Origin of the sequence: Domibacillus sp. DTU_2020_1001157_1_SI_ALB_TIR_016 (assembly GCF_032341995.1) — a bacterium.
Classification (GTDB): Bacteria; Bacillota; Bacilli; order Bacillales; family Domibacillaceae; genus Domibacillus; species Domibacillus indicus_A.
On sequence record NZ_CP135438.1, the window covers coordinates 1,565,312 to 1,590,105 of the forward strand.

Below are 24,794 nucleotides of genomic sequence, written 5' to 3' on the forward strand. Positions count from 1 at the left end.
AAGCTGCAAAAAATATGCCGACTAAGCATATCTTCTGTAGCTTGGAAATGCCGGTTTTTCTAGCGGGGTAATAAAAGTGCGGATTTCAATATGGGTCATTATACGGCTATAAGCTTTATTTAACAAGGGAGCAGGAGCACTTTTTATAATTAAAAAACTAACATGCAGACATTTGGTTTCGAACAAAAAAGAACCCAACGAGGTCCTTTAGGTGGTATCTTTATGAATGGCGCCATACCGCCGCATATTGCCTTTGATATTTAGGGTTTTCTTCTCTTTCTATTAAGTCGAGAGCTGCTTGTTTGATTTCTTCTCTTTTCACTTCATCATATAAGTGTTTTAGACCTTGGATGATATCATACCGAATCAGTGTATCATTTTTTTCATCCGCGCAATTCATAAAACGGTCAGTAAAGTGAGCCATAACTAGTTTTTGTTGCTCATCTCCCGCTAAGCCCACTCTCCAAATAGATTGTAAACTATGCCTGGCAGTGACAAACTTAGGATCTTTCGTTACTTCCCATAGCTTCAGAAAGTCATTCACTATTCTTTTCTCTGGATCACTTTTTGCTAAAGAAGCCAGAAATTGTGCTGCACGTGATCTTTTATGATGATCACGGCTCGTTAGCTCTTGCAACAATTCATCCCAAACCTCGTATGCCCATTCGACCTTCTTTTCGATTTCCGTTAATACCTTTTGGTAAGCCTCATATTGGATTTCTTTGTTTTTTGATTCTAAATCCTGAAAATAACTTTGAACTCGCGCATCCATCTAATCAGCTCCTGTGAAAAACAATAATTCATTTTAACACAGCTTTAAATCCTTCTGTTCCACCCGGTCAATTAAAAAAAGCCGTTTCCCTGGTTAGAGAATCGACTTTGAAAAAATTCTTTCCATAATATTGGATGGATTTGTGTACATTTTAGGGTTGTAATTTTTAATTCCTAACATAAAGGATTCTCCCTTCATCATTGAATACTGATTTTGGGCACAGCCCGCTCCACTAGTTTAACAGAAAATGAATAACAGTCTTTAATGCTCCTTTCCTGTGAACCGGTTATCGAAAAAACTTTTTTCGCTAACTGTTGCTCCTCCAGGGAATAGGCTGTTTATTATATGGGCGAACTACTGCGTAACTTACTTGTATTTTGTTTAGAACGAAATTATCTAAACCTAAGTGGCTTTTTCATCTTTAACAGCTGAATAGTCTTTGAAGAAGAATCCTTATTCAAAGACAATAAAGCAATCATGATAATAATACATATTGCTCCTACCCATTGAAAAATCCCAAAGGGTTCTTTTAGCCAAAAGACTGTCGTTAGGACAGCCGCCAGCGGTTCTATACTGCCAAAAAGGCTTGATTCTTTAGGCGACAGACTTTGTAAACTTTCGATATAAAACCAAAAGGCAATCATTGTACCAAATACGATAACAAACACTAAGTATACATAAGCTTCTAATGTTAAGCTTTTAAAATCCATTTGCCAAGGTGGATGTATGAAACTTAAGGCGAAACCGCCAATAATCATAGCCCAGCCAACAACGACAAGAGAATCGTATTGCTTTAATAAAGGAACAGCATATAACGTATAAAAGGCTAATGCGATTCCAGATAAAACACCCCAAATCACTGCAAGTATCGGTACAGATAATTGAGAGATTGAGCCGTTGGTTAATAAGAAAAAGCAGCCAGCTAAAGCAAGCGAAACGGTTATAAAATCCTTTCTTGTAAAAACGGATTGTTTGCGTAAGATTAAATAAATGATAATCATGACAGGTGCTAAGTATTGCAATAGTGTTGCGACAGCCGCGTTCCCATGTTTGATGGATGCCATATATGTATATTGAACTGCAAGCATGCCCATTAATCCAAAGATAATCAGTGGAACAGCAGTCCTTTTCTTTTTCCATACACCAAGTATTTGAGAAGAGTCTTTCCCAAAAAATTGAACGGCCAGGAGTAAAAAACCTGCTATAAGCAATCGGGTTGTTACAAGCCAGTTTATATCAATGGCGTATTGATGAAAAAGTTTTTGTGCAACGGTGCCTCCAATACCCCAAAAAGTTGCACCTGTAATAACAAGAAATAATCCTTTTTTTCTATTCACGCTTAGCTCTCCACCTTCAACTACAAAAATAGTATTATAATATTGTCATAATAAGTGAAGAAGCCATTAAATAATACTTAAATTGAATGTAAAAATATAAATATATTGAGGCGGTAATATGCAAATAAAAGATTTTAGAATTAACCAAAACTTAAAGGAACTAACAGAACATCGTACCGTTGTATTGCCGATTGCCTGTTATGAAACCACGATTAGCCAAAATATTAATGGGTATATACCTCTTCATTGGCATGATGAAATTCAATTTGTTTTGATTATAAAAGGAGAAGCCCTCTTTCAAATAAATGAAGAAAAGGTAGTGGTTCGTGAAGGCAGAGGGATATTTATAAATAGCGGCTGCCTTCACATGGCGGAAGAAAAAAATGATTCCGGTTGTGTTTATATTTGTTTAAATGTTTCTCCGCATTTTGTTTTATCACAAGAACTTTATACGACCTATGTACATCCTTACATCGAAGCGACTAATTTATCGTATTTATACTTAGATACAAAGGAACCTTGGGAGAAAAATATTTTAGACGCCATCATAAAAATCAATCAATTGATTCAAGAAAAGCCACCATTCTATGAAATCGAAATCACCACACAGCTAACGTTCATTTGGAAGAACTTAATCGTGAATGGCTTCCAACTAGAGTATGAACAGACAGAAATGTTGAAAAACCATCGATTAAAGCAAATGTTAAATTGGATACATCTACATTATGCTGAGAAAATTATGTTGGATGATATTGCAAGGGCTGGCCAACTGAGCCGGTCGGAATGCTGCCGATATTTCAAGCGAATGTTAAACAAAACTCCATTGAATTATGTAACAGATTACCGCATTCAAAAAAGCTTACTCCTGCTGCAACAGCCAGATTCCAATGTCACAGATGTTGCTTATCAAGTAGGATTCAATAGTACAAGCTATTTTATCGATAAGTTCCGGAAGTCTGTCAACATGACACCATTAGCCTACAAAAAACTCAAAAATGGATAGCTTTATGAGTATTATTTTTTGGCGAATGGCTATTTTGTGCCCTCCCCTTCTCACGTCTTAAAATATTAACAGTAAACAGATACTTCAGAGAGAATAGGCATTAATATAAGGGGCATTTTTGGTCTTTTTCTTATTTAACGAATCTTTCCTATTAGATGAACAAGAAAATCAGCAATATCACGTCCCTTTTTTAAGTCAGTTATCGAAAAGGCCTTTTACTCAACCGTTCCAATCTACTGTAAAAGAAGAATTGAGTAGAAAAGAGCCACATAATTACTAATGAAATAATGATGCGGCTCTTACAATTTACTTTTTTCATTTTAAAAAAAGAGAAATGTTAACCTTTCCGCGTGTTCTTTACTCAGCTCTCCGTACCCCTCTTCTTCTTTTTCACTCTGAAAAGAAATGCTTCCTTCTTTCATAAGATAGACTTTGCACATGGATAACGGTTCCGGCATGTTCTCTTCATATGTATAAAAGAAGGTGGCTTCTACTGTTCTTTCGCCTTGAATATCCATCTTGGTATTTGGTTCCCATTCGAACTTTTCAAAAGCTTCTCTTATCACATCAAAATCTTTTTCCTCCGTAATCACAAATCCATTTTCTGTTTTTACATATAATTCTCGTACCTCTACTCTGGCAAGCTGGTTTAAATCAAATTTTTTTTGATCTTCAATGGCGTGTCCAATTATTAAAAGTATAATTACAATCATAACCAGAGGAATAAGCTTCTCTTGTACTACACTATTTCCAAAGCTTCCTATTAAAAAAAGAATAATAAGCATAACAATAAAATAAATCGATCGCTCTTTCAAAAAATTTTCCTCCCAAAACAAATTCCATAATGATACATTTTAGTTTATCACAGGAAAATCATGATTGTTGTTTAATCTGAATTTTGAATCCAACCGTTTTTGTCTTGGCTTAATCAACAGTAACTGTCAACTATGAACCTAGCTGCTTTATTTCTTTTGTGGCTTTCTTAACTGATTTTTTACCGGGCTTTTACAAAACCCGGGTTTCTCCTTAATAATTGCCGTTTAATCTATTACTAGATTTAAAAAAATTATTGGTGAGGGGACACGTACTTTATGACTAATCAAACATCTAATCATGACTTGAACAGGAGAAAGTTCTTAAAAGCGGGAGGAATGGGCGCACTTGCTCTTACCCTTGGATCAACTGGAGTATTATCACTCGGTTCAAAAGTATTTGCGGATACAGCTGCTAATCCAACCAATAATCCAACCGGCGGCTTTGGCGGGTATGGTCCTTTAGTTCCGGATCCAAATGGTATTCTTGATCTTCCAGAAGGTTTTCATTACAAAATTATTTCCCAAGAGGGCGGTCAGCTGACAAACGGCGGAAAAATCCCTGGAGCCTTTGATGGAATGGCTGCTTTTGAAGGACCTAATAATACGACTATTCTTGTTCGCAATCATGAATTAGGAACAAGTGCAGACAATCCGGTGGTTGGAATCAACCCTTTTGATCCAGCCGCTAAAGGTGGCACAACAGCTCTAGTTGTTGGTCCAAATCGAGAAGTCATCAAAGAATATGTAAGCTCTTCAGGAACAATCCGAAATTGTGCAGGAGGAGCGACACCTTGGAATACGTGGCTGACTTGTGAAGAAACACGTACTGCGACACACGGATATGTATTCGAAGTAGACCCGCAGCAGCCGGAGAACGAAATGTCCAAAACTCCAATCAAGGATATGGGACGCTTTTCCCACGAAGCCTGCGCGATCGACCCAGCGACAGGATATGTATATTTAACTGAAGATGCCAGCCCAAGTTACTTGTACCGTTTTATTCCAAATGACACGAGCCAAAAACCAGGTGCATTACAAAAAGGCGGCAAGCTTTATGCAGCAGCAATTGAAGCAGTAACTGACCCAGCAGCAAGCACATTTAAAACAGGACAAACATTTAAAATTGTTTGGAAGGAACTAGATCCTCATTTATGCCGCGAGGACGCCAAGGCACAAAAATGCATTGAATTCAGCAGACTAGAAGGAGCGTTCTTCCAAGAGGGTGTTTTCTGGTTCGATGACACCTCTGCCGGGGACAAAAAGCTTGGACGCGTTTATCGTTACGTTCCTCACACTAATACATTGGAGCTTTTCTATGAGGGAAATGATGCACGAGAAATGGAATATCCGGATAATATTTGCTGTACTCCTTGGGGCGACCTTTGGTATGCAGAAGATGGTTCTGGACAAGACCGCATTATGGGAATTACCCCAGAAGGCAAAGTTTATCCTTTTGCCGCCAATCGCCTAAGTGACTCTGAATTATGTGGCCCAACTTTCTCACCAGATGGAAACACACTTTTTGTCAATATTCAAAGCCCAGGAAAAACTTTTGCTATTTGGGGACCTTTCCAACGCAGAAACGCTGCGCGCGCAAGAGAAATGTCCTTTGCTGCTCCTGTAAATCTTGCACCACAAGTTTCAGAAAAAGTGGCTAAGGCTGCTGAGGCGCAGGGTATGTCCATTCTAGAAGCGGCAGCATTTGAGCGCCACGGAGTAAAGATGATTTAAACTGTTTTACAGGATACCCCTGGAAAGATGTAAGCCAACACTTTGTATGGTTTACATCTTTTCTTTTTGTTGATCTCATATAAAAGTAATTGGCTGGGAGAGTTTCTTAGGACCTCCCAGCCCTCTTTTTAACTTATGGCTTGCCATGCTAAATCAGACAACTCTTTTAAGAAAATCGGTCCTTTGTCAAAGAAATGGCGTCCTGGTTGTATACTGAAGTAAATTACTTTATCAATTAAAGTAATACAAACAAGGTAAAAACAATGGCTAACACAATTCGATAATAAGCAAACGGCACTAACCCCAGCTTCTCCAGCCATTTTAAGAACGTGACGACGGCTATCATGGCCACCACGAAAGAAGTTAGGAATCCTACTACAAACATAGGAATATCACTTACACTTAAATAATGCCAGCTCTTAAACAAATCAAGCCCTGTTGCGCCTATCATAACCGGGAGCGCAATTAAAAAAGAGAACTCAGAAGCGGTCTTGTAACTGGCTTTTGCTAACAATCCTCCCGAAATGGTCGATCCAGCTCGTGAGAAACCAGGATATACAGCTAAACACTGAAATAATCCAATTGTAAACGCCTGCCGGTATGTTAACTCATCCAAAGAGTAAGAAACCGGTTCTGCTTTTTTCTTTTCGGCAAAGATCATGAGAAAGGCCCCTGCTACAAGGCCAATCACGACTGTATTTGGACGAAATAGATAGTCTTTAATAACATCATGTAATACCAAACCAACGATAATGGCAGGAAAAACCCCTAATATGATATGTATAGCATTAAATTTCTTCTCTTTTTCCAGGATAGGCTTAATATTGAATAAAGACACGAGGCGTTTACGATAAAGAATAGAAATAGCTAAAATCGCTCCTAATTGAATTACAATTTCAAAAGTTTTAGCTCTTTCACCTTCAAATCCTAGCAAATGACCTACTAGTATAAGATGTCCAGTGGAGGAAATCGGCAAAAATTCTGCTAACCCTTCGACAACCCCCAAAATAAAAGCAATTAACACATCACTCATCGGCTCACTTCTTTTCATCATATTTTGATTGCTCCTCTATGTTGATCACATAGCTAGAAAATCCACTAGATTATAACATACAATATTTTCATGTATAACCATTTTAATTACAAAAAATCTTCGAAGTCTCTTTGTTTTAAGCTGCTCTTGCAATAGATAATGGTATATAAGTAAATGAGGAAAATAAGAACTTCCAGCTTATGATTACTACTAAAACAATAAAAAGCACTGTTTAGATTTAAACAGCGCTGTCCGTGTAAACATTTCATCATTCTTTCGAAAACAACCTTTTTATTATGGATTCTGAAAACCGAATAAACCGATCCATGCGAGACATAGATTTAGTAAAAGTATAAAACTGGTCGAGACAAGCAGTAATTTCAATTTTTTGTTTTTCATTTTGATTACTAATGATAAAACAATACAAATAAAGATTCCTAGGATACTGTTAGCGAGAAACCCTATTGTTACTCCACCCTGACGGGTAACCCATGTATAGATGGACAAGATCAATGCATAAATTGCTGTTAATGGAGGCAGGAAAATCATTCAAAGTCTCCTCATTTCCATTTGAAACTATGTTTGATCATTTATACACACGGTTAATTTAATATAAAAATACATAATAGATCAATAGTCCTTGTCAATATTGAATTTTTTTAAAAACCAGATTCACATAATTAGCTACACAACACCAGGTCATTTATGTGGCATGCTCTTCCGATTAAAAACTCGGCTCACTTATTTAGAAACTGTCAAAAGAGGAATATCTCTTGTACCTTCAAAATCGCCTGTACATTGTTTCAAAACATAATTATCGGAACCATTTTCTATATCAATTGCTATGTCTTTACAACTGTATTCCTCTATAAATTTCTTATCAACACTACTAGAAACATGAATGTTGTCCTCTTTAGAGGTTAAGGTTGTTACCCCTCGCTGTCCTTCTATCCCGTACTCAATATAATTTACGGTATCTTCCTTTTTGATTTTTGCACGTTTTATAAATGTATCGAGAGCCTCTAAGTTCTGAATATCATTATGTTTATTCACTACCTCTCCAACATTGTTATTATGAGACTGAACATTATTATCGTTAGAACAGCCTGCAATGAAAAATAAGGAACATAAAACATTCACCATTCCTCTGTTCATAACCATCCTCCTTACTTGAAAAAGAAGTCCACCACGTTATTCCGCCCAAAAAGCACTAAAAAATTCTATCCTCTTTCTTTTATAGGCTATTTTATATTCAGAAATCTAGCGCCTGGCTAAAAGATTAAGATTCCTCTTCATAATGCTTCCATTCCTTGTCAGCACCCTCTTCGGAAAAACCGCCATCCTGCTTCACCTTGCCTCCCTCTACGTAGTAGGTATACCCTTTGTCCAGTTCATTAAGGAAAATCACTTCTATTCCTCCATGATTAAGAGAGACTCCTTCCTCTCTTCTAATAAACCACTGTTCACCTGGATATCTTTCCCGCAGATGCGTTTCTACCGTACCCATGTTTTCCATAATCGTTCTTTTTTCTGTGTCTTTTTCTCCTATCAAATAAATGACTTCCGTTGTACTTATCAAAAGGGCCAGCGCTAAAAAAACGCTTCTTTTCCTCGAATAAAATAATGCGACAAGCGACAGAATCAAAATAGGCAGCACCATGAAAAAACAGGTTACAATCGCATTGGGTGACACGGTATTCTCCCCTCCTTTATGCAAACCTTACAAATATTAAATTATGATCTATTTCCAAAAACCAGGAGTCCTTCTTCTTAATTCTTTTTTGTTAAAATAATCACTTCTGTTTTCTGCTGATGGTCTACGAGCCAATCTAGTGTCAAGGTGACTTCCTCACTTTCTGAAGCGACTGTTTTCGTGATCTTTTCATCTTTGAAAGAAATTTCTCCTTGTTCATTGAAAGAAATATCTCCTCCGCTAAAACTTCCTTGATCAGACTCCAGCTTATATTCAACACCTTTTATTTCTGTAGACGCTCCACCTCTCGGTTTAAGATATACGTAAGGCTCCGTTCCCTTTACTTCAGGCTCTATTATTTTGCCTGTATAAACTTCTGCTTCCCAGTTTTCTCCCTGACCTTTAAACAGGAGACCTTCATCGGCATTTTCATTTGTACCAGAAGCACAAGCAGAGAGGAAAGCAATGATTACCACACATGCATACAAAGCAAATAAATGATTTCTCAACTTCAATACCTCATTTTATCTTTTTACCAATATTACCATAAATAACAAAACCTTAAATGTATATGCGCAGGGTATAAGACAGATATTTCCCTGTAAAAAAACAGCTATTTGGTCTTCTAAATAAAAAAAGCTTTATGACAGATCTCTGTCATAAAGCTTTTCCGAAAATGAATGTGTTCCCTATTTATTTATGAAGGAAGCGAATCAGCTCATCAAGAGGCATTTCTTCCATGGAAGCGAGGCGATGGTCCACTTCGCAAAAAGACAGGCCGCTCGTCACCTGATTCGGTATAATCACACAGCACATCCCCGCTCTTTTTGCAGCAAGGGCCCCATTTGCAGAGTCCTCAAATACAAGGCACTCTTCCGGTTTTAAGCCGAGACACTCCGCTGCCTGCAAATAAAGTGCAGGGTCCGGTTTCACGTTTTCTACATCATCCGCTGTGCGAATGCATTCAAAATGTTCAAGCAGGCCTAAGTTTCCTAAATGAGTGGAAATCCAATTGGAATCAGAGCTTGACGCCAAACCAACTTTTAAGCCAAGCACTTTCGCAGAAGCCAAATACGCTTCTACGCCAGGCCGTGCCCTCTCAGAAGCAATTCTCTGATCAAATCGTTCTGTTCTCAGCTTTCTGAGTGCCTCATGATCAAGCTGCCTGTTCAGCTGGCTCTCCATAAAAACGAAAGGGTCAAAATCAGATTTGGTCCCGACTAATTCTGCCCATTTACTGAGCGGCAAATCACACTCGTGCTCCTGAAAAATCTCCTGAAGCACTTCATATTCATGGAGCTCTGTATCCAAAATCAGTCCGTCGAAATCAAAAATAACGCCTTTAATCATGTTCTACACCCTTTCTCTTTAAAATCAAATGCCTATTTTTTGCCCTGCCTCAAATATGTACCCTTCTTACTGAGTATGGATGACACTATCACATGCTTCACCATAAAACAGTTTCCAGTCCTCTACAAACTGTTTAACATTTGATTCAGTGACTGGATGTTCTACTAACGATTTAAGAATCTTCGGACCCGCTGTTACACCATGTACGCCGGCTAAACCTACTCCATGCACCTGCTGTGTGTTTTTAAAGCTGGCAGCCAGCACCTGGCAGGGCAGCTGGCAGCGGTCAAATGCCTCGACGATATCTCTTACCACCTGAACCCCGTCACCTGCCAGATTATCAATACGGTTCACATACGGAGCGACAAAGTCAGCTCCGGCTTTTGCCGCTACGAGCGCCTGCATCGGCGTGTAGATAGCCGTGGCAAGTGTCCGTATTCCTTGTTGCTTTAATTGTTTGATTGCTTTGATGCCTTCTGCTGTTACAGGGATTTTTATATAGAGGTTCCCGCCGATTTCTTCTTTTAAATAGACAGCTTCTTTCACCATTTCTTCAGCATATTCCTGCAATACTTGAACAAAAAGCATCCTCTCTTTGCCAATGATCGATTGGATCTCTTTTAGCAGCGGAAGAAAAGGCTTCTTTTCTTTCGTAATAATAGCCGGATTAGTTGTCACCCCATCAACCGGAAAACATTCGGCGAGGTCCTGAATGCTTTCTATATTTGCTGAATCAATAACGAGTAACATATTCTCACCTCTTTTAAAATAAAGAGAGTAACTTTTCCAGTTACTCTCATCATACACTGATTTACTTACTTTAGCAGTTAAAGACTACCCCAAGCGATTTAGCCGCGTGATTTTCCACCTGATATATTTACTGTTGTGCCTGTCACATAGCTGGCACGATCTGAAGCCAGATATGTAACGAGTTCACCAATTTCATCCAGCTTTCCAGGGCGTCCAAGCGGAATGGCTTTGCTGTAATCCGTTCCCAAACCTGCTACCGTTACGCCGCGTGTGTATGCCAGTGCTTCATTATAGGCATCCGTTGTTAATCCTGTTTGCTCGTTAATTCCTGGCGCCACTCCTACAACACGAATATTAAATTTACCGAGCTCTTTTGCCCAGGAACGTGTAAAGCCATTGACAGCTCCTTTTGTAGCTGAGTAAACACTTTGCCCAGCTGAGCCTTCCATTCCTGCTTCGGAAGAAATATTAATAATGACGCCTTTATTATTCTTCACCATCACTCTTCCGGCTGCCTGCGCACAAAGATAAGGACCTTTTTGATTGATGGCGACCATAAAATCAAAATCTTTTTCATTTAACTCGTATTGTACCTTTTCTCCTCTGGCATCTACCAACAAGCGAGGCAGGTTGACGCCTGCATTATTAACCAAAATATCGACGGTTCCAAACAATTCCGTTGCTTTTGCCACCATACTTTCAACGCTTTCTTTATTCGTTACATCACATTGAATGTGATAAGTGCCATCTGCCTGCTCACCTGTCGTTACATTAATATCAGAGACAATGACCTTCGCACCGTTGTTTACTAAATTTTCTGTAATTTTCGCGCCAATTCCAGAAGCACCCCCTGTCACAATTGCTACTTTGTTTTCTAATTCAAGCCATGAATTACTCATTTTATTTCCTCCTCTTTCTTTATAAACAGACACGTGTTTGTAATTTTTTATCCTTATTCTTTTTAGAAGGTTTTTGCTGGACATCGCCAGGAAAACCCTCATTTTGTGTTTATCTATTAACCATTTAAATAAATTATTTTTTTACAATTTGAATGGTTGTTCCTGCTGCAGGTACTTGGATATCTGATTTCTCAAGGTGCAATGTCCCTGGCAGATCCGCTGTTTCAGCGCCATCAAATTTCAGTGTAATATGCCCAAGAGAACCTAAATTCTTTTTCACTACATCTCCTACAGCTGTAATGGTGTATGGCTGGCCACCCATTACGAAAGTATCTCCCTTTTCGATTTCATCGTTAATATCATTTACATCAATTAACAGGCAATAATCCGCTAATTCACTTGGCGCATTTGCTCCAAACAAAATAAACATTTTTTCTCCAAGAAAAGCTGCTACCTCAGAACCTAATCCGTTAATTTGAGTTTCATAAATTGTTTGCATATAATACGCCTCCATTTTTGAGTATCTATGATGTTATAAAGAATCTACTTTTTTATTCATATAATCCAAAGCTTGCAAGCCAGGCAATAAACACGGTTGGAGCTCCGGTTAAAAAACGTCCATACAAGACAGATGGCACACCGACTTCAACCGTTTCCGTTTCTGCTTCTGCTAATCCCAATCCAACCGGCACAAAGTCAGCTGCAGCCTGGGAGTTGATCGCGAAAAGAGCCGGCAGTGCAAGATGCGGCGGAATGTTCCCTTTTCCAATTTCTACGCCGATTAATGTTCCAATTACCTGCGAAATAACCGCTCCTGGCCCTAAGAAAGGGGACAGCAATGGAAATGAGCAAATGAGTGATATTAATAGAAGACCAGGTAAAGAACCAGCATATGGTGATAAATAGTTGGCAAACAAGTCACCAACACCAGATGCCTTAATCACACCAATCAACATAGCGACAAATGCCATAAACGGTAAAATTGTTTTAATGATCGTATCGATCGTGTCACGGCCGGCTTGATAAAAGACGTTGACAATGGAACCCATCGCCATACCCACCCTGGCTATAAAGCCTTTAGGCTTTTGTTGTTCACTAATTTTCTTATCTGCGCTATACTTAGGTTTAGAAATATTTTTTTCAATTTGTCCGTTAGCAGAACTACTTTCCGATACAGAAGGTGTTGCAGCACCATCATGTAATTGAATGTTTTGCGGTTTTACACCCGAAACATAGATATCTTCGGTAATGTGTTTTGCTAACGGGCCGCTTTGTCCAGTTGGCATAATATTAATCGTCATAATTCTTTTTTGCGGGTACAGTCCGCAGCGGAGTGTTCCTCCACAGTCAATGATGACGCATGCCATTTCATTTTCAGGTACACTTGTTTTAAAGCCATCTACTAACTCACACCCTGTCAGTTCAGCAATTCGATCCGCTATATCCGGCTTTGTTCCGCCTGTTACGTATACCACTTTATTTTTTTCCTCTGTTGGTGTGATTATTAAAGGACCGCCAAATCCGCCTGGTCCTGCCTCAACAATAACTGAATTATACTTCGTTGCTGTTTGAGCCATTGTTTTTCCCTCCTTACAGGTCTACTGTTTCTTTCAGTTTTACACCCTGCTGTTTCGCCACGAAATGAGTAGTCAGGTCTGTTACCCAGCCTCTTAGGAAGTTTGTGAAGATCCCTACCAAGAAATAACGAAGCGCCAGTTCAGTAGTTTCAAAGCCAAGTGTTGTAATCCCAGCGGCAATTCCTAAGAATACAAATAGTTCTCCTGGATTAACGTGCGGGAAAAGTCCATTGTGCGTGTGGCAGGAGTAGGAAGCTGCCGCATAATAGCTTGGCTTGTACTTTTCCGGTAAAAATCTTCCTAATGATAATGTCATCGGGTTAGCCAGCATGAAGGTTCCAACAACAGGAAGAACAAAATAGCGTGTAAATGGATTTTTACCTGATTTTCTTGCGATCCGCTCAACCTTTTCTTCCCCAACCAACCGGATAAGCGCGTTCATTGCCACCAAAAGCATAATGAGAAGGGGCACAATCCCCGTGACTAAATCCACAAAGGTTTCAGCGCCTGCTCTAAATAAATTCATAAAGCCGTCAGCTGCATTTACAAGCCAATTCATCTGTTTCACCTCATAAATATTTATTTGTTTTTTCTAGATAAAAGTAAGTCAATCCAGCCCTTTTTAACCTTTAACTCACCTCCTTTAGAGATAATGTGGTAGCTATTTAAAGCATCCTCGATGGCTGATCGAGTCAGCTTGTTTACGGAATGGAAATCCCCTTCATTTAAATGCAAGAGGTTTTTTCCTTCAAATCCTTTTAATGTTTTGACTCTGGAAAGTACCGTTACTCCTTGCATTTTGGCCGCTTTTAGAATGTTGTTTCGCCGGTCAATGGCGAACATTACAACAGTTCCTGCTTTAAAAAGCCCTGTTTTTTTGCCAATGGCTACTCTGCCAAGCTGCCGCATTTCTGCATATTTCCTATTGAAATGCCTGATCTGCATAAAGCCGAAAAAGCTTTGCATAAGCCAGGACAAACCAATCAATACAATCACATACCATAACATAGTGGACCCTCCTTTCTTGATAGCAGAATACTTCTGCTGAAGCTCTTTTTCTACCGTATTGTTAAAGCAGAATTACTTTTCCTGCTCTATTAGACGAAGCATTTCCTCAGCTGTTTCTTCAGTGGTGACAAGTGTATTAATAAATCCCCCTCTTAATCCCCCAATAATAGAGGGCGCTTTTTCAATCGATTCTGCTACACCTATAGAATACGGAATACCCCGAAGCTTTTCGATTTCAATTGCGATGGTCCGCTCTGATAAATCAGATCGAATAAGCGTTCCTTTAATATCATAAAATCGGGAACAAATATCTCCAATGGCACCTTGACGATTCAACTCCTCAATCTCCTGATCACCGCAAAAGCCAGCCCATACTAGGTTAGAGGATTGATTTGGATTTCCTATCCCTACGACAGCAATGGTAAGGTTATCCCACAATTCTGTTATTTTACTGAAGTAGTTCGATTGAACAATATCGTCTTTTGTTTCTTTTCTTTCTACTACTGCTGCTGCGTCGATAAAGTAAGCTGTTCCATCAAAATCTTCTGCAATATTGTACACAATCGTATTCACATGATATTTCGTATCCATAGGTCCGGGACCGCCGACCAGCGGAACAAAATGGGCATCTTTTTTATCAACATGATGAAATTCACCGATCATGCTGGACATGGTGGTTCCCCAGGCAAAGCCGACTACGTCATCGTCCTTAATAATTCTCTTGAGAAGATCAGCACCAGCCGTTGCGACCGCTTTCTTTTTATCTGCTGCTGTTTGATCTTTTTTTACAGGCAGAATTATAACTTCCCGCAAGTTAAATATTTTGGCAATGCGCTGCTCTAAATCAAAGGTTTCATCAATATCGGTTTTGATTGTGATATTTACAATTCCTTCTTCCCTGGCTTTTTTAAGCCAGCGGCTGATTGATGTGCGGTAAATCCCCAGTTCTTTTGATATGGCACTTTGTGTCATATCTTCTTCGTAATACATTTGAGCAATTCTCACCATCAGCTTTTTTTCTTCTCTGCTATCCATCTTCTTTCCCTGCCTTTGACGGTATGAATTTGCACATATGTGCATTGTTTTTTTAAAATCAATCATTTGTGCTTTCTTTGAGTTGAGTATACGCTTTCAAAAATACACTGTCAACAATATTTTAACTTTTGTGCTCATTTTTATTTTTTTGTGTCATTTGTGCAATATAAGTTTTCCCATTGCTTTTTTTGTTTAACCCTCCTTTAACATCCTACTCTGCTTTTAACTGCCATAAAAAAATCGGGCTCTTAAAAGAACCCGATCCTGCCTGCTAACAAACACCTTCCCTTCCACTCCTCAATCTTTTCTTTACCGTGTTCAAGGTTCGCCAAGCATAACCTGCATTCCACTGAAATAGCCTTCTTCGGCTTTACCTTCTGGTCCATGGATTACAAGACACTTAATATCAATGAGGATCCATACATGCCTTTTACTCGGCAACTGAAGGTCTTTCAGCATAGATGACCTTCCACCTTCTTTATCCATTAACCAATTGCTTTTGATTAACTAAAGAGCTGAGCGGCTACATAACAGGTAGAAAGGTCACAATGAAAAGCAGGAATTCTGAACATTCGGCCGTCTTTTTAAGATGAGGAAAAATAATCTTTGTGTTTTTCCAAAATACATTTATAATTAGGGTTACAAACTCATAATTCCAATTCGTTAACTTGGATTTGGATGTGAGATTCAATAGAAACGCATTGGTTACATTGATCTGAAAAAACTGAATGTTCTTGTTTAAACTAACTTCGTCGCAAGAGAAAGGAAAAAAATATGTTATTAACGTACACAGCTATTGGAATTGCCCTATTTTTTGCTATGAACATTGGTGCCAGCGGAACAGCTGCTTCCATGGGTGCGGCCTATGGCGCCAGCGCGATAAAAAAACGGGCCGCTTTAATTTTAGTTTCCATTGCCGCTTTTTTAGGTGCCGTTTTGGGCGGCGGTGAAGTAGTAAAAACGATTGGAAAAGGAATCATCCCTTCTGATCTGTTAACGGTTAAAATCGTTATTATTATTCTTTTGGGCGCAACTCTTACTTTATTTATCTCCAATCTTCTAGGAATTCCGCTGTCGACTAGTGAGGTAACGGTTGGAGCGGTAGTAGGCGTCGGTCTTGCTTACCACCGGTTATTTACGGATCAGCTTTTGGTGATTTTATTGTTTTGGGTGATCGTTCCTATTGCGTCTTTCATTATTACTTTTGTTGCTGGAAAATTGATTTCCCGGGCGGAAAAACGCTGGCCTCAATTAAAAGGGCAGGGGAAATGGGCAAAAGGGCTTTCTATTTTATTAATACTTGGCGGCTGCTGGGAAGCATTTTCTGCCGGAATGAACAACGTGGCCAATGCAGTCGGCCCTCTTATTGGCGCAGGGATTATGTCCACCAATAGCGGCCTCTGGCTCGGCGCTTTATTTGTTTCAATTGGGGCCCTGGTGATGGGCAGCAGGGTGCTGGAAACCAATGCAAAGAAAATTACCAAACTGTCTCTGTTGGAAGGTAGCGCCATTTCATTTACAGGCGGTACGCTTGTGGTAGTGGCCTCTGTATTTGGACTGCCTATCCCTCTTACGCAAGTGACTACTTGTGGAATTCTTGGAGTGGGGGCGGCTCAAGGAGGATTTGGCATTTTTCAAAAAGGGATTATTAAACGAATTCTATTGATATGGATTATCTCTCCCCTGTTTTCTATTGTTGTTTCGTATTTCCTCATCAATCTGCTTGTAGATATGGATATTTACAATTTGATCGTGATGTTAAGTGTCTTTATTGCTACGGTTGGTTCCATTAAATTAGCGCAGCATGTGCGAGAGGAACAACGCTCTATTTATAACGAGGGTGAAGGAATTTAAGGTTTTCTCAGGTTAGCCAGCTTATCACGAGCTGACTAACCTTTTTTAGTATCCTCTTCCTTCTTTGGCTGCATGTAAATAATCCAGCTGTATATCCAATACTTCCTTCTTTTAAAAATGATCTATAATCCTTATTTATACTTTCGATCAACTTGCGCCTAGACCGCTTTGCTTTTTCATCGCTTCTTCCCGGAACTTCTTCTGCTCTTCAGGCGACAGCGCTTTATGCTGTTTTAAAAAGGCCTCATACGCTGGGATCACTTCTTTTACCGGTCCAAAGTCTTTTATTTCTCCATACTCCAGCCAGAGGGCTTTATCGCAAAACTCTTTAATCTGCCCCATTGAGTGGCTGACAAAGAACATTGTTTTTCCTTTTTCTTTAAACTCAAACATTTTATTTTTTGATTTCTGTCCAAATACCTGGTCTCCTACTGAAAGAGCTTCATCCACGATGAGAATATCCGGGTTTACCGTGACAGAAATCGCAAATCCAAGACGGGATCTCATCCCGCTCGAGTATTTTTTAACAGGCTGATCAATAAACTTGCCGATATCAGTAAACTCAATGATTTCTGCTTCCATCTCCCGTATTTCTTTTTTCTTGAAACCGAGCATTAAACATTTTAGTTCAATATTTTCGCGGCCCGTTAATTGATTGTTCAACCCCGATGAGATGGCGATGATCGAAGCCTGTCCCACTGTTGTAACCGTACCGGATGTAGGCGGTATCACACCGCCTAATATATTTGAAAGAGTAGACTTTCCTGAACCATTTACACCGACCAGCCCAATAACATCTCCTTGCTTCGCCGTAAATGAAATGTTTTGCAAAGCATAAAAATCTTCCCCGTAGCCCCCCGGCAGGATCACATCCAAAATCTTTTCTTTCGGGGACTTGTGCATTTTATATTTTTTGTAAACGTTTTGAACGACAACGGTTTCTTTCATCACTGCCTCCAGCTTACAAGAAATCAACAAAGCGATTTCTGAATTTCAAATGTAAAGCAGACCCAATCAAAAGCATCACTAATATTAAAGACCAAAAATAAAGCGTGTAAGGCGCATATTCCGTCATATACCATGTCGTCCCCAACAGAGATGCCCTATACCCTTCCACCAGATAATAAAGAGGATTCAGCTTTAATAAAAACGTTATGTCCACTCCTTTCAGCACAAGCTGGTCGGTATGCCAAATAAGCGGCGTAATGTACAATACCATTCTTAAAATAGACTGAACAATCTGCTGTACATCACGAATGATCGTCGAAAGTGTTGATGTAATAAGTGCAAGAGCTAACAAAAAAATTAAGGTGGCAAGCATAAAGTAAGGCAGCTGTATATAATAAACAGACAGCTTAAAATCCGTAAACTGTAATACAATGATGACAATGGCTACTAGCATTAAATGAGTATAAAAATTCGCCATAATGACAAAGGAAGGAATAGCACTCATCGGAAAACTCATTTTCGAGATCAGCTGCAGCCTTGAATAAATCGATTTCGAGGACTTTGAGATAGCCGGATTCACAAAAAACCACACAATCATTCCTGTTACCATCCAAATAAAAAAAGGTACGTGAATACCATTTTCCATGGTTATCTGCTGGCCTCCCCGTACCCCAACGCCAAATACCAGCCAGTAAATGGCCAGTTGAATCACTGGATTTAAGATTTCCCAGAGCCTGCCCAAATAATTATTGGTATGAGCGCTTTTCAGTTCAAAAGCGGAAAGTCTCAGAATAAGATAAAAAGAATGAATTTGCTCCCTTACAATGGTAATCAGTGACTTTATCATAAAAGGTGATCCTTCCCTTAAACGCATAATAACTTTGTTACCATCATTGCCTAAAAACCCATATTATAAAAATAATCACGCAAGGCTATAACGCTTCTTTTAACAGAAGGCAGCCCTAACGCGTTGTTTTCTTTTGGGACAAGCTTTTTTCAGGAAATAAGTATCGTACGACGTTACGGCTGGATTGTCCTTTGGAATATGCATTCCATTTTTCCGCGTAGCTGCGAATCGCTTCGAGATCAAAATGATTCGCTTGAATGCAGTGAACAATAGAATCCGTATCCCTCACCATAGGCCCCGGAAGGTCTCTTTCAAACCCTTCTGGCACTCCTCTGGTCTGCTTATACTCTTCTAAATCATATGTAAAAAAAATTATGGGCTTTTGCAGAAGTGAAAATTCGACGGGGATTGATGAATAATCGGTAATTAAATAATCCGCCACAGCAAGCAGCTCATTAATTTCATATTGATCCGAAGAAACATCTACTACAAAGTCCGGATATTTCTCTCCAAAAGTGGTGGTTTGCTGAATGGCCGGATGCAGCCGTAGAAACAATAGATAGTCTCCTCCGAGCTGTTCAGCCATTTTTCCAATATCCAGCTCAAGCTTAAAATGCGCTAATGCTTGATCCCGGTATGTAGGAACGTACAAAATCACTTGTTTGTGCTCAATGGCTGGATATTGGCCAGCTATTTTATGCTTCGCTTTTTGGAGCGCTTTTTTGTCAAAAAAGAAATCGGTCCGCGGGACACCCGACGGTAAAATCTGTTTCTTTTGAAGGTGAAAGGATTTGATAAAAATATCAGCCATCTGATCTGAACCAGTCACTACTTTATGAAATTGGCTGTACACCTTTAAGAAACGTTTTTTGGCTCTCTCGCTTCTTTGTTTGACCGATCCATCCTGGAGTCCAAACTTCTTTAATGCACCTGAGGCGTGCCATAATTGTATGCATTCTACACTCTTTTTAAAGTGAACGGCAGCTAGAAACCCATAATAATTATCCACCAGAACACGACGAGATGTAGCTAAATGGTATATAGAGCGGAGCACATAAAATGGATTGGTTTCAAACACAACCAAATCAATGTCAGGACAGTCTTTGAAGAGATGAAGCTTGTTTCTTTTACAAAGAACAGCCACTCTCACAGAAATATGCTGATGCCGTATTTCATCGAGTACATACCGGCTGTTATCGCCAAAGCTGACAACAAAGGTTATTTTGTTTTGAAGCGGCAGAAAAGAAAAAAAGAAAAACATCCACTTAAAAGAAAATAGAAAAAGAAAAATGGCTAGCTCCCTAACCATTTTGAATTGCCTTTAAATCTTTTTTGATTTGAGATGTAGAAACCCCGATGGTTCTCGGCAGGTACACGACTTCACAGTATTCTTTAAGAAAATCAAAATGTCCCTTCCAGTCGTCTCCCATCACAAACAGATCAACCTCATGTTTTATGACATCTTCAATTTTCTGATCCCAGCTTTTTTCCGGTATTGCTTCGTCAACAAAGCGGATCGATTCCACTATCATTTTTCTATTTTCAAAGCTGTGATATGCTTTTTTATTTTTTCCTTCGTTAAATTCATCTGTAGAAAGGCCGACAATTAAATAGTCACCTAATGCTTTCGCCCGTTTCAGTAAATTAATGTGCCCGAAATGCAGCAAATCAAAAGTACCGTACGTTAACACCTTTTTCATGTGCTGGCCCTCCTTCATGATGTAAAAAAACGTTTTTCTAACCCTTATTGTGGGAAGAAGAATTGGTTTTTATTCGGAGAAAGAGAAAAAAATGGCTTAACGGTTAAGCTTATAAAAATAAAACACAGAAGTGATTACATATCCAGCCGACAAACCAATCACTTTAAGCAGAAAGCGTATATATTTATTCATTTTGTACATAATAAAGGGCAGAAATTTTAACCATAGGGAGGAAAAAGATTCTGATAAGAAAAAAGCGATTACCTACCCGTTGTTCTTTAACTTCGATTTACTTTCGCGAACACTGCTTATACATGCAGATTGGGGTTCCCGGCTTTGATTCAACAGAACTAGACTCCTTGACCCTGCTGTTCGTTGAGCGGTACACAACCAAAAAGAAAGAGTATGCTCTAACAGCTGCTCATGAAAGAGAAAATGTGCTTCAAGCATGTTTATCGGAAGCGGACCTCGAGCAGCTTTTATCTGAAGGAAAAGACTGGGACGTTTATATTGCCCACCGTTCCGATGACAGAATACGCCTGTGCAGTAATGGCCTGGAATTAGAGCTGCTTTTTTTTCTGAAAAACGGCCAAATGCTGATGCCTTTTACAACCAATCAAGGAAATGTTTCGTTTAAATCAAAACAGCCTGAGCTGATTGAAAAAGCAGAACGAATTGATTTTATGGGCAAGCACCATATCGCCTTAAAAGGCTATACCGTTTACCCTTTATGGCTCAAACGGCCTGACAAGCTGACAGGAACATTAATACTGTCAGCGAATGAGGATGAGTATGCTATTAAAGTGCCTTTAAACATAAGTTACCGTCGTTTCTCATCAAATGGAGAAGACTATCTGCCTTTAGTTGTTTATGAAGCAGCCGTCCCGATTGAAGCGCTTCTTGCAAAACATAGTGAAGCGGTCATACTAAAAGCTCGAATTGAATTTTCCTATGCTGAGGGCAACAGGAACATCAAAATGGAGACAACTCCTATCAAGCTTAAAACTCTCCGTTTTACCAAAAAAGTGCTCGTTAAAAATGTAAATGGTCAAAAGAAAGAAATTTCGATCACGAGAACGAAAAAAAGCGGACAATTAACCATTCAGATCCTTGACTTTGATGTGAAGAAAAATGTAAAAGCGAAAATGAAGGAAAGGGTCGTCTTTATAAAAAGACATACTCTCGTCAAACAGCTCTATAAAAATGCTTTTTATTGGATTGGCAAACTTCCGGTCAATAAAAATGTCGTTGTATTTGAAAGCTTTCTAGGGAAACAATTCAGCGATAATCCCCGTGCTATTTATGAATATTTGCAGCAGCACAATTTCCCTTATAAATTGTATTGGAGTGCGGACAGGAAGCACCTTCATCATTTTCAAGATAAGAATGTACGCTGCATCCGCCGCTTTTCTCTTAAATGGCTTTTGATCATGCCGCGGGCCCGCTTTTGGGTGACTAACAGCCGGATGCCTGGATGGCTTCCCAAACCAAAACAAACACTTTATCTTCAAACATGGCACGGCACTCCGTTAAAACGGCTGGCGGCAGATATGGATGAAGTATATATACCCGGCACGACGGCTGAAAATTACAAAAAAAATTTCATTCAAGAAGCAAAAAACTGGGATTATTTAATTTCTCCTAATGCCTATTCAACCCAAATTTTTCGAAGAGCGTTTCAATTCGATAAAGAAATATTGGAAACAGGCTATCCGCGAAACGATTTTATTTGCAATCATGAGAAGGAGGAAACGGTTGAAAAGCTGTCAGCCGCTTATGGGATTCCCCGGCATAAAAAAGTGATTTTATATGCGCCAACCTGGCGGGATAACCAATTTTATGCGAAAGGCCGCTATCGTTTTGATCTCCAGCTGAATCTTGATTTAATGAAAGAGCAGCTGGGTGAAGAGTTTGTAATTCTTACCCGCCTGCACTATCTGGTGTCTGAAAATCTGGATTTAACGCCTTATAAAGATTTCGCTTATGATGTCTCCCATCATGAAGATATCCGTGAATTATACGTGATGGCCGATATTTTACTGACCGATTATTCATCTGTGTTTTTCGATTACGGCAACTTAAAGCGGCCAATGCTTTTCTACGTATACGATATTGACCAGTACAGGGATCATCTTCGCGGTTTTTACTTTGATTTTGAGCAGGAAGCACCGGGCCCACTGGTAAAAACAACGGAAGAAGTGATTCAAGCAATCCGAAAAATCAAAGAAAACGGATTTCAGCCATCCACAAAGCTTGATTCCTTTTATGAAAAGTTTTGTTACTTAGAAGAAGGAAATTCCACCCGCAAAGTCGTGGAACAAATCTTTTTACGCTAAAAAAGAACCGGCTATTCGAGACCGGTTCTTTTAAACTGTAGACAAATGATATGGATGATTGTGCACATGAATAGGGTGGATCGGCGGCGTCCAGGCAGCTCCGCTTTCCATGGGGCAGGCGCTGAGCCCGGCTTCGCCTGTCGGCTCCACCGGTCTCAGCTGCTCGCTCGTCCCATAGGAGTCTGCGCCGCCCTCCCGCCGCCAAGTGGCTTGCGACAAGATTGTATGGAGCTAATAAGGTCATATCTTTCTGTTTAAAAAAGAGAAAATGTCTATTCAGTCCATGCTTACTGATGTTTAATAACACTTAGTGAAGCCTGCCGGACGAAGACTCCTGCGGGAAGTACAGTGAGTCGGGAGACCCCGCAGGCACAGCCGAGGAGGCTCCCGCACTGCCCGTGGAACGCGAAGTCCGGCAGGCTTCACTTATCGGCTCTTTTTCAAAAGCAAAAGCCTTTATCTACACACTGAAAGAACCGGTTATCCAAAACCGGTTCTTTTTGAGTTATTTTACTTTTAGTCCGATATTCGAATGAATGGTCGTGTAAAAAGTAAAGTCACGATTTTCATAGCGAATTTGGTTTTCATTGAGTTTTCTAATATTGATTTTGTGGTAGTCATTATAGCGCAGGAACATCGCATAGCCCGCTGACGGCAGCTGGTTTAATAGATCAAGGCTTACTTCCAGCTTTCCACGTCCGTCCTGATCCACTTGAACAGGAATGGAATATTCTCTATTCACATCTTCTCGGTCCCTGATGATCACATCGGTAATTTGATCAACATAATCACCGTATACGTTAAAGTCCAGGCAATACTCGTTATCATAAAACCGGTCTTCTTTAAAAATGGCCAGCATCGGCACCCGTATATAGCGGTATTTTTCTTCAAGAAACGGGGCTACATGATAAGGAAGGTTGTCTTTAATCAGCACAGGCTTTACCTTCTCTTTTTTCTCCCATTCAAAAAGCTTTTCAAGCTGCTTCGTTTTTCCTTCTTTAAAAAGCTCATAAGCAATTTTATTTAACGGGTGAAAAAAGTTGTCAGAGACCTCATAGCGCAGCCCTTCTGTCGTTTTCAGTATTTCATTAAATTTATTATAGTACAGTGCCTTCAATTTCGTTTTTTGAAAATGGCCCGTATTAAACAATCGCGTAATCGAATCAAATTCATATAATCGATTGAGCAGCATCTTCTCTTTATCAGGCTCTAACTTTTTACTGATGATATAATGAATCACCTTTATATTGCTGTCTGTTTTTTGCATAATATTCGTTTGTTTTGTCAGCGAAGCATTATTGTCATCAAGCCGATTCAAATAATAAATGGGTGCTTTTGTCGTTGAAATCGTATTGCAGTGAATTAAGACATCCATAAAAAACTGTTTATCTTCTGCAAATTTCATTTCCGGAAAAACGATTCCATTATCTTTAATAACGCTGGCTCTGACCATCCTCGCCCGCGGCCCTAAGTGCTGAAATATATGGGGAATCGAGTAAGGAGATATATTTCTCCGTTCTTTGCAGGATTCATGCTCTCCTACAATTTTGGATCCATTTGTCTTCAGCTGTATCGTTCTTCCTACCACATAGTCATCGCCTGTTTTCTCTAAAATATCATGCAGTGTTTCCAAGCCAGAAGGTTCAAGCCAGTCATCTGCATCCAGAAAAGTAATGTACTTGGAAGTAGAGAGTTGAATCCCTAGATTGCGCGGCTGGCCGGGCGTTCCTGTATTGCATTTGAGAAAAACAGCCCGAATGTTATCATATTTAGCAGCATACTCTAACAGGATCTTTCTGGAGGAATCCGTTGAACAATCATCAACCAGGAGGTACTCAATGTGTTGAAATCCTATTGTTTGGTTGATAACCGAGTCGATCGTTTTCCTTAAATACTTTTCTGCATTATAAACCGGCGTGACCACAGATACTTTCGTTTGATTGGCTTTTCTGCCCTGTTTGTTTTCCACTTCATAATAACCGTCCGCGTTATAGTCAAAGGAACGAGTTTTCGGAAATTTTATTACATTGTAAATCCACGATACACTACCCATAAAACCACCTTATCTTTCTACTAATATTTTTACCTTCAGGCTTCTTTCAAAGA

General features: G+C 39.5%; 24 protein-coding genes. 4 read left to right on the forward strand and 20 right to left on the reverse strand.

Features of this window, described 5'->3' with window-relative positions:
* Nucleotides 1-220: 220 nt before the first annotated feature.
* Nucleotides 221-772 (reverse strand): hypothetical protein, encoded by a 552-nt coding sequence (locus RRU94_RS07340; protein WP_315691116.1) that lies wholly within the window; start codon nt 770-772, stop codon nt 221-223.
* 392 nt (nt 773-1,164) lie between these two features.
* Nucleotides 1,165-2,109 (reverse strand): EamA family transporter, encoded by a 945-nt coding sequence (locus RRU94_RS07345; protein ID WP_315691117.1) that lies wholly within the window; start codon nt 2,107-2,109, stop codon nt 1,165-1,167.
* A 118-nt stretch (nt 2,110-2,227) separates the two neighbouring features.
* On the opposite strand from RRU94_RS07345, the gene RRU94_RS07350 reads away from it, so the two are divergent.
* Nucleotides 2,228-3,112 (forward strand): AraC family transcriptional regulator, encoded by an 885-nt coding sequence (locus RRU94_RS07350; RefSeq protein ID WP_315691118.1) that lies wholly within the window; start codon nt 2,228-2,230, stop codon nt 3,110-3,112.
* 320 nt (nt 3,113-3,432) lie between these two features.
* On the opposite strand, the gene RRU94_RS07355 is transcribed toward RRU94_RS07350, so the two are convergent.
* Nucleotides 3,433-3,927, reverse strand: a complete 495-nt coding sequence (locus tag RRU94_RS07355; protein WP_315691119.1) for a hypothetical protein — start codon at nt 3,925-3,927, stop codon at nt 3,433-3,435.
* Between the two features lie 276 nt (nt 3,928-4,203).
* Here RRU94_RS07355 and RRU94_RS07360 point away from each other — a divergent pair, with 276 nt between their 5' ends.
* Nucleotides 4,204-5,658 (forward strand): alkaline phosphatase PhoX, encoded by a 1,455-nt coding sequence (locus tag RRU94_RS07360; RefSeq protein WP_315691120.1) that lies wholly within the window; start codon nt 4,204-4,206, stop codon nt 5,656-5,658.
* A gap of 235 nt (nt 5,659-5,893) precedes the next feature.
* On the opposite strand, the gene bacA is transcribed toward RRU94_RS07360, so the two are convergent.
* The 12 genes from bacA to RRU94_RS07420 all read right to left on the reverse strand — a co-directional run bounded on the left by bacA (nt 5,894) and on the right by RRU94_RS07420 (nt 15,003).
* Nucleotides 5,894-6,691 (reverse strand): undecaprenyl-diphosphate phosphatase, encoded by a 798-nt coding sequence (bacA, locus tag RRU94_RS07365; protein WP_315691966.1) that lies wholly within the window; start codon nt 6,689-6,691, stop codon nt 5,894-5,896.
* A 741-nt stretch (nt 6,692-7,432) separates the two neighbouring features.
* Nucleotides 7,433-7,846 (reverse strand): DUF4362 domain-containing protein, encoded by a 414-nt coding sequence (locus tag RRU94_RS07370; RefSeq protein ID WP_315691121.1) that lies wholly within the window; start codon nt 7,844-7,846, stop codon nt 7,433-7,435.
* Between the two features lie 124 nt (nt 7,847-7,970).
* Nucleotides 7,971-8,384: a hypothetical protein gene (locus RRU94_RS07375; RefSeq protein WP_315691122.1), complete on the reverse strand. Its 414-nt coding sequence runs from the start codon at nt 8,382-8,384 to the stop codon at nt 7,971-7,973.
* Between the two features lie 77 nt (nt 8,385-8,461).
* Entirely contained in the window at nt 8,462-8,893 is a 432-nt protein-coding gene (locus tag RRU94_RS07380; protein WP_315691123.1) for a hypothetical protein, read from the reverse strand.
* Between the two features lie 184 nt (nt 8,894-9,077).
* Nucleotides 9,078-9,734 (reverse strand): HAD family hydrolase, encoded by a 657-nt coding sequence (locus RRU94_RS07385; protein ID WP_315691124.1) that lies wholly within the window; start codon nt 9,732-9,734, stop codon nt 9,078-9,080.
* Between the two features lie 66 nt (nt 9,735-9,800).
* The gene (locus RRU94_RS07390; RefSeq protein WP_315691125.1) at nt 9,801-10,484 is read right to left on the reverse strand and encodes a transaldolase family protein; all 684 of its coding nucleotides are present in this window, start codon (nt 10,482-10,484) and stop codon (nt 9,801-9,803) included.
* A gap of 98 nt (nt 10,485-10,582) precedes the next feature.
* Entirely contained in the window at nt 10,583-11,383 is an 801-nt protein-coding gene (locus RRU94_RS07395) for an SDR family oxidoreductase (protein WP_315691126.1), read from the reverse strand.
* 133 nt (nt 11,384-11,516) lie between these two features.
* Nucleotides 11,517-11,882, reverse strand: coding sequence for a PTS glucitol/sorbitol transporter subunit IIA (locus RRU94_RS07400; protein WP_315691127.1), 366 nt, complete (start codon nt 11,880-11,882; stop codon nt 11,517-11,519).
* 52 nt (nt 11,883-11,934) lie between these two features.
* Nucleotides 11,935-12,960 carry a PTS glucitol/sorbitol transporter subunit IIB gene (locus tag RRU94_RS07405; RefSeq protein WP_315691128.1) on the reverse strand — a complete coding sequence of 342 codons (1,026 nt, stop codon included), beginning with the start codon at nt 12,958-12,960 and terminating at the stop codon, nt 11,935-11,937.
* Nucleotides 12,961-12,973: 13 nt separating this feature from the next.
* The gene (locus tag RRU94_RS07410; protein WP_315691129.1) at nt 12,974-13,519 is read right to left on the reverse strand and encodes a PTS glucitol/sorbitol transporter subunit IIC; all 546 of its coding nucleotides are present in this window, start codon (nt 13,517-13,519) and stop codon (nt 12,974-12,976) included.
* A 20-nt stretch (nt 13,520-13,539) separates the two neighbouring features.
* Complete coding sequence (locus RRU94_RS07415; protein ID WP_251272210.1) at nt 13,540-13,968, reverse strand: transcriptional regulator GutM; 429 nt, start codon at nt 13,966-13,968, stop codon at nt 13,540-13,542.
* Nucleotides 13,969-14,040: 72 nt separating this feature from the next.
* Nucleotides 14,041-15,003, reverse strand: coding sequence for a sugar-binding transcriptional regulator (locus RRU94_RS07420; RefSeq protein ID WP_315691130.1), 963 nt, complete (start codon nt 15,001-15,003; stop codon nt 14,041-14,043).
* A gap of 774 nt (nt 15,004-15,777) precedes the next feature.
* Between RRU94_RS07420 and RRU94_RS07425 the strand changes: the two genes are divergently transcribed.
* On the forward strand, nt 15,778-16,857 hold the full coding sequence (locus tag RRU94_RS07425) for a sulfate permease (protein WP_315691131.1): 1,080 nt from the start codon (nt 15,778-15,780) through the stop codon (nt 16,855-16,857).
* Between the two features lie 147 nt (nt 16,858-17,004).
* On the opposite strand, the gene tagH is transcribed toward RRU94_RS07425, so the two are convergent.
* From tagH to tagD, 4 genes are all read right to left on the reverse strand, one after another.
* Nucleotides 17,005-17,805 (reverse strand): teichoic acids export ABC transporter ATP-binding subunit TagH, encoded by an 801-nt coding sequence (gene tagH, locus RRU94_RS07430; RefSeq protein ID WP_315691132.1) that lies wholly within the window; start codon nt 17,803-17,805, stop codon nt 17,005-17,007.
* A 13-nt stretch (nt 17,806-17,818) separates the two neighbouring features.
* A complete protein-coding gene (locus RRU94_RS07435) occupies nt 17,819-18,649 on the reverse strand; it encodes an ABC transporter permease (RefSeq protein ID WP_315691967.1) in 831 nt (276 codons plus the stop codon).
* A 118-nt stretch (nt 18,650-18,767) separates the two neighbouring features.
* Nucleotides 18,768-19,961, reverse strand: a complete 1,194-nt coding sequence (locus RRU94_RS07440; RefSeq protein WP_315691133.1) for a CDP-glycerol glycerophosphotransferase family protein — start codon at nt 19,959-19,961, stop codon at nt 18,768-18,770.
* Entirely contained in the window at nt 19,954-20,352 is a 399-nt protein-coding gene (gene tagD / locus RRU94_RS07445) for a glycerol-3-phosphate cytidylyltransferase (protein ID WP_315691134.1), read from the reverse strand. Before tagD ends, RRU94_RS07440 begins: the two co-directional genes overlap by 8 nt.
* A gap of 314 nt (nt 20,353-20,666) precedes the next feature.
* Between tagD and RRU94_RS07450 the strand changes: the two genes are divergently transcribed.
* Nucleotides 20,667-22,688 carry a CDP-glycerol glycerophosphotransferase family protein gene (locus tag RRU94_RS07450; RefSeq protein ID WP_315691135.1) on the forward strand — a complete coding sequence of 674 codons (2,022 nt, stop codon included), beginning with the start codon at nt 20,667-20,669 and terminating at the stop codon, nt 22,686-22,688.
* A 505-nt stretch (nt 22,689-23,193) separates the two neighbouring features.
* On the opposite strand, the gene RRU94_RS07455 is transcribed toward RRU94_RS07450, so the two are convergent.
* Nucleotides 23,194-24,741, reverse strand: coding sequence for a glycosyltransferase family 2 protein (locus RRU94_RS07455; protein WP_315691136.1), 1,548 nt, complete (start codon nt 24,739-24,741; stop codon nt 23,194-23,196).
* Between the last annotated feature and the right edge of the window lie 53 nt (nt 24,742-24,794).

What these genes read in the sequence shown, in the direction of transcription:
- RRU94_RS07350 (WP_315691118.1), top strand. Translation starts at nt 2,228, where the DNA reads ATGCAAATAAAAGATTTTAGAATTAACCAAAACTTAAAGGAACTAACA.
- tagD (WP_315691134.1), bottom strand. Translation starts at nt 20,352, where the DNA reads ATGAAAAAGGTGTTAACGTACGGTACTTTTGATTTGCTGCATTTCGGG.
- RRU94_RS07440 (WP_315691133.1), bottom strand. Translation starts at nt 19,961, where the DNA reads ATGGTTAGGGAGCTAGCCATTTTTCTTTTTCTATTTTCTTTTAAGTGG.
- RRU94_RS07410 (WP_315691129.1), bottom strand. Translation starts at nt 13,519, where the DNA reads ATGAATTGGCTTGTAAATGCAGCTGACGGCTTTATGAATTTATTTAGA.
- RRU94_RS07450 (WP_315691135.1), top strand. Translation starts at nt 20,667, where the DNA reads ATGCAGATTGGGGTTCCCGGCTTTGATTCAACAGAACTAGACTCCTTG.
- RRU94_RS07405 (WP_315691128.1), bottom strand. Translation starts at nt 12,960, where the DNA reads ATGGCTCAAACAGCAACGAAGTATAATTCAGTTATTGTTGAGGCAGGA.
- RRU94_RS07340 (WP_315691116.1), bottom strand. Translation starts at nt 772, where the DNA reads ATGGATGCGCGAGTTCAAAGTTATTTTCAGGATTTAGAATCAAAAAAC.
- RRU94_RS07425 (WP_315691131.1), top strand. Translation starts at nt 15,778, where the DNA reads ATGTTATTAACGTACACAGCTATTGGAATTGCCCTATTTTTTGCTATG.
- RRU94_RS07370 (WP_315691121.1), bottom strand. Translation starts at nt 7,846, where the DNA reads ATGAACAGAGGAATGGTGAATGTTTTATGTTCCTTATTTTTCATTGCA.
- tagH (WP_315691132.1), bottom strand. Translation starts at nt 17,805, where the DNA reads ATGAAAGAAACCGTTGTCGTTCAAAACGTTTACAAAAAATATAAAATG.
- RRU94_RS07360 (WP_315691120.1), top strand. Translation starts at nt 4,204, where the DNA reads ATGACTAATCAAACATCTAATCATGACTTGAACAGGAGAAAGTTCTTA.
- RRU94_RS07420 (WP_315691130.1), bottom strand. Translation starts at nt 15,003, where the DNA reads ATGGATAGCAGAGAAGAAAAAAAGCTGATGGTGAGAATTGCTCAAATG.
- RRU94_RS07455 (WP_315691136.1), bottom strand. Translation starts at nt 24,741, where the DNA reads ATGGGTAGTGTATCGTGGATTTACAATGTAATAAAATTTCCGAAAACT.
- RRU94_RS07400 (WP_315691127.1), bottom strand. Translation starts at nt 11,882, where the DNA reads ATGCAAACAATTTATGAAACTCAAATTAACGGATTAGGTTCTGAGGTA.
- RRU94_RS07415 (WP_251272210.1), bottom strand. Translation starts at nt 13,968, where the DNA reads ATGTTATGGTATGTGATTGTATTGATTGGTTTGTCCTGGCTTATGCAA.
- bacA (WP_315691966.1), bottom strand. Translation starts at nt 6,691, where the DNA reads ATGAGTGATGTGTTAATTGCTTTTATTTTGGGGGTTGTCGAAGGGTTA.
- RRU94_RS07390 (WP_315691125.1), bottom strand. Translation starts at nt 10,484, where the DNA reads ATGTTACTCGTTATTGATTCAGCAAATATAGAAAGCATTCAGGACCTC.
- RRU94_RS07385 (WP_315691124.1), bottom strand. Translation starts at nt 9,734, where the DNA reads ATGATTAAAGGCGTTATTTTTGATTTCGACGGACTGATTTTGGATACA.
- RRU94_RS07395 (WP_315691126.1), bottom strand. Translation starts at nt 11,383, where the DNA reads ATGAGTAATTCATGGCTTGAATTAGAAAACAAAGTAGCAATTGTGACA.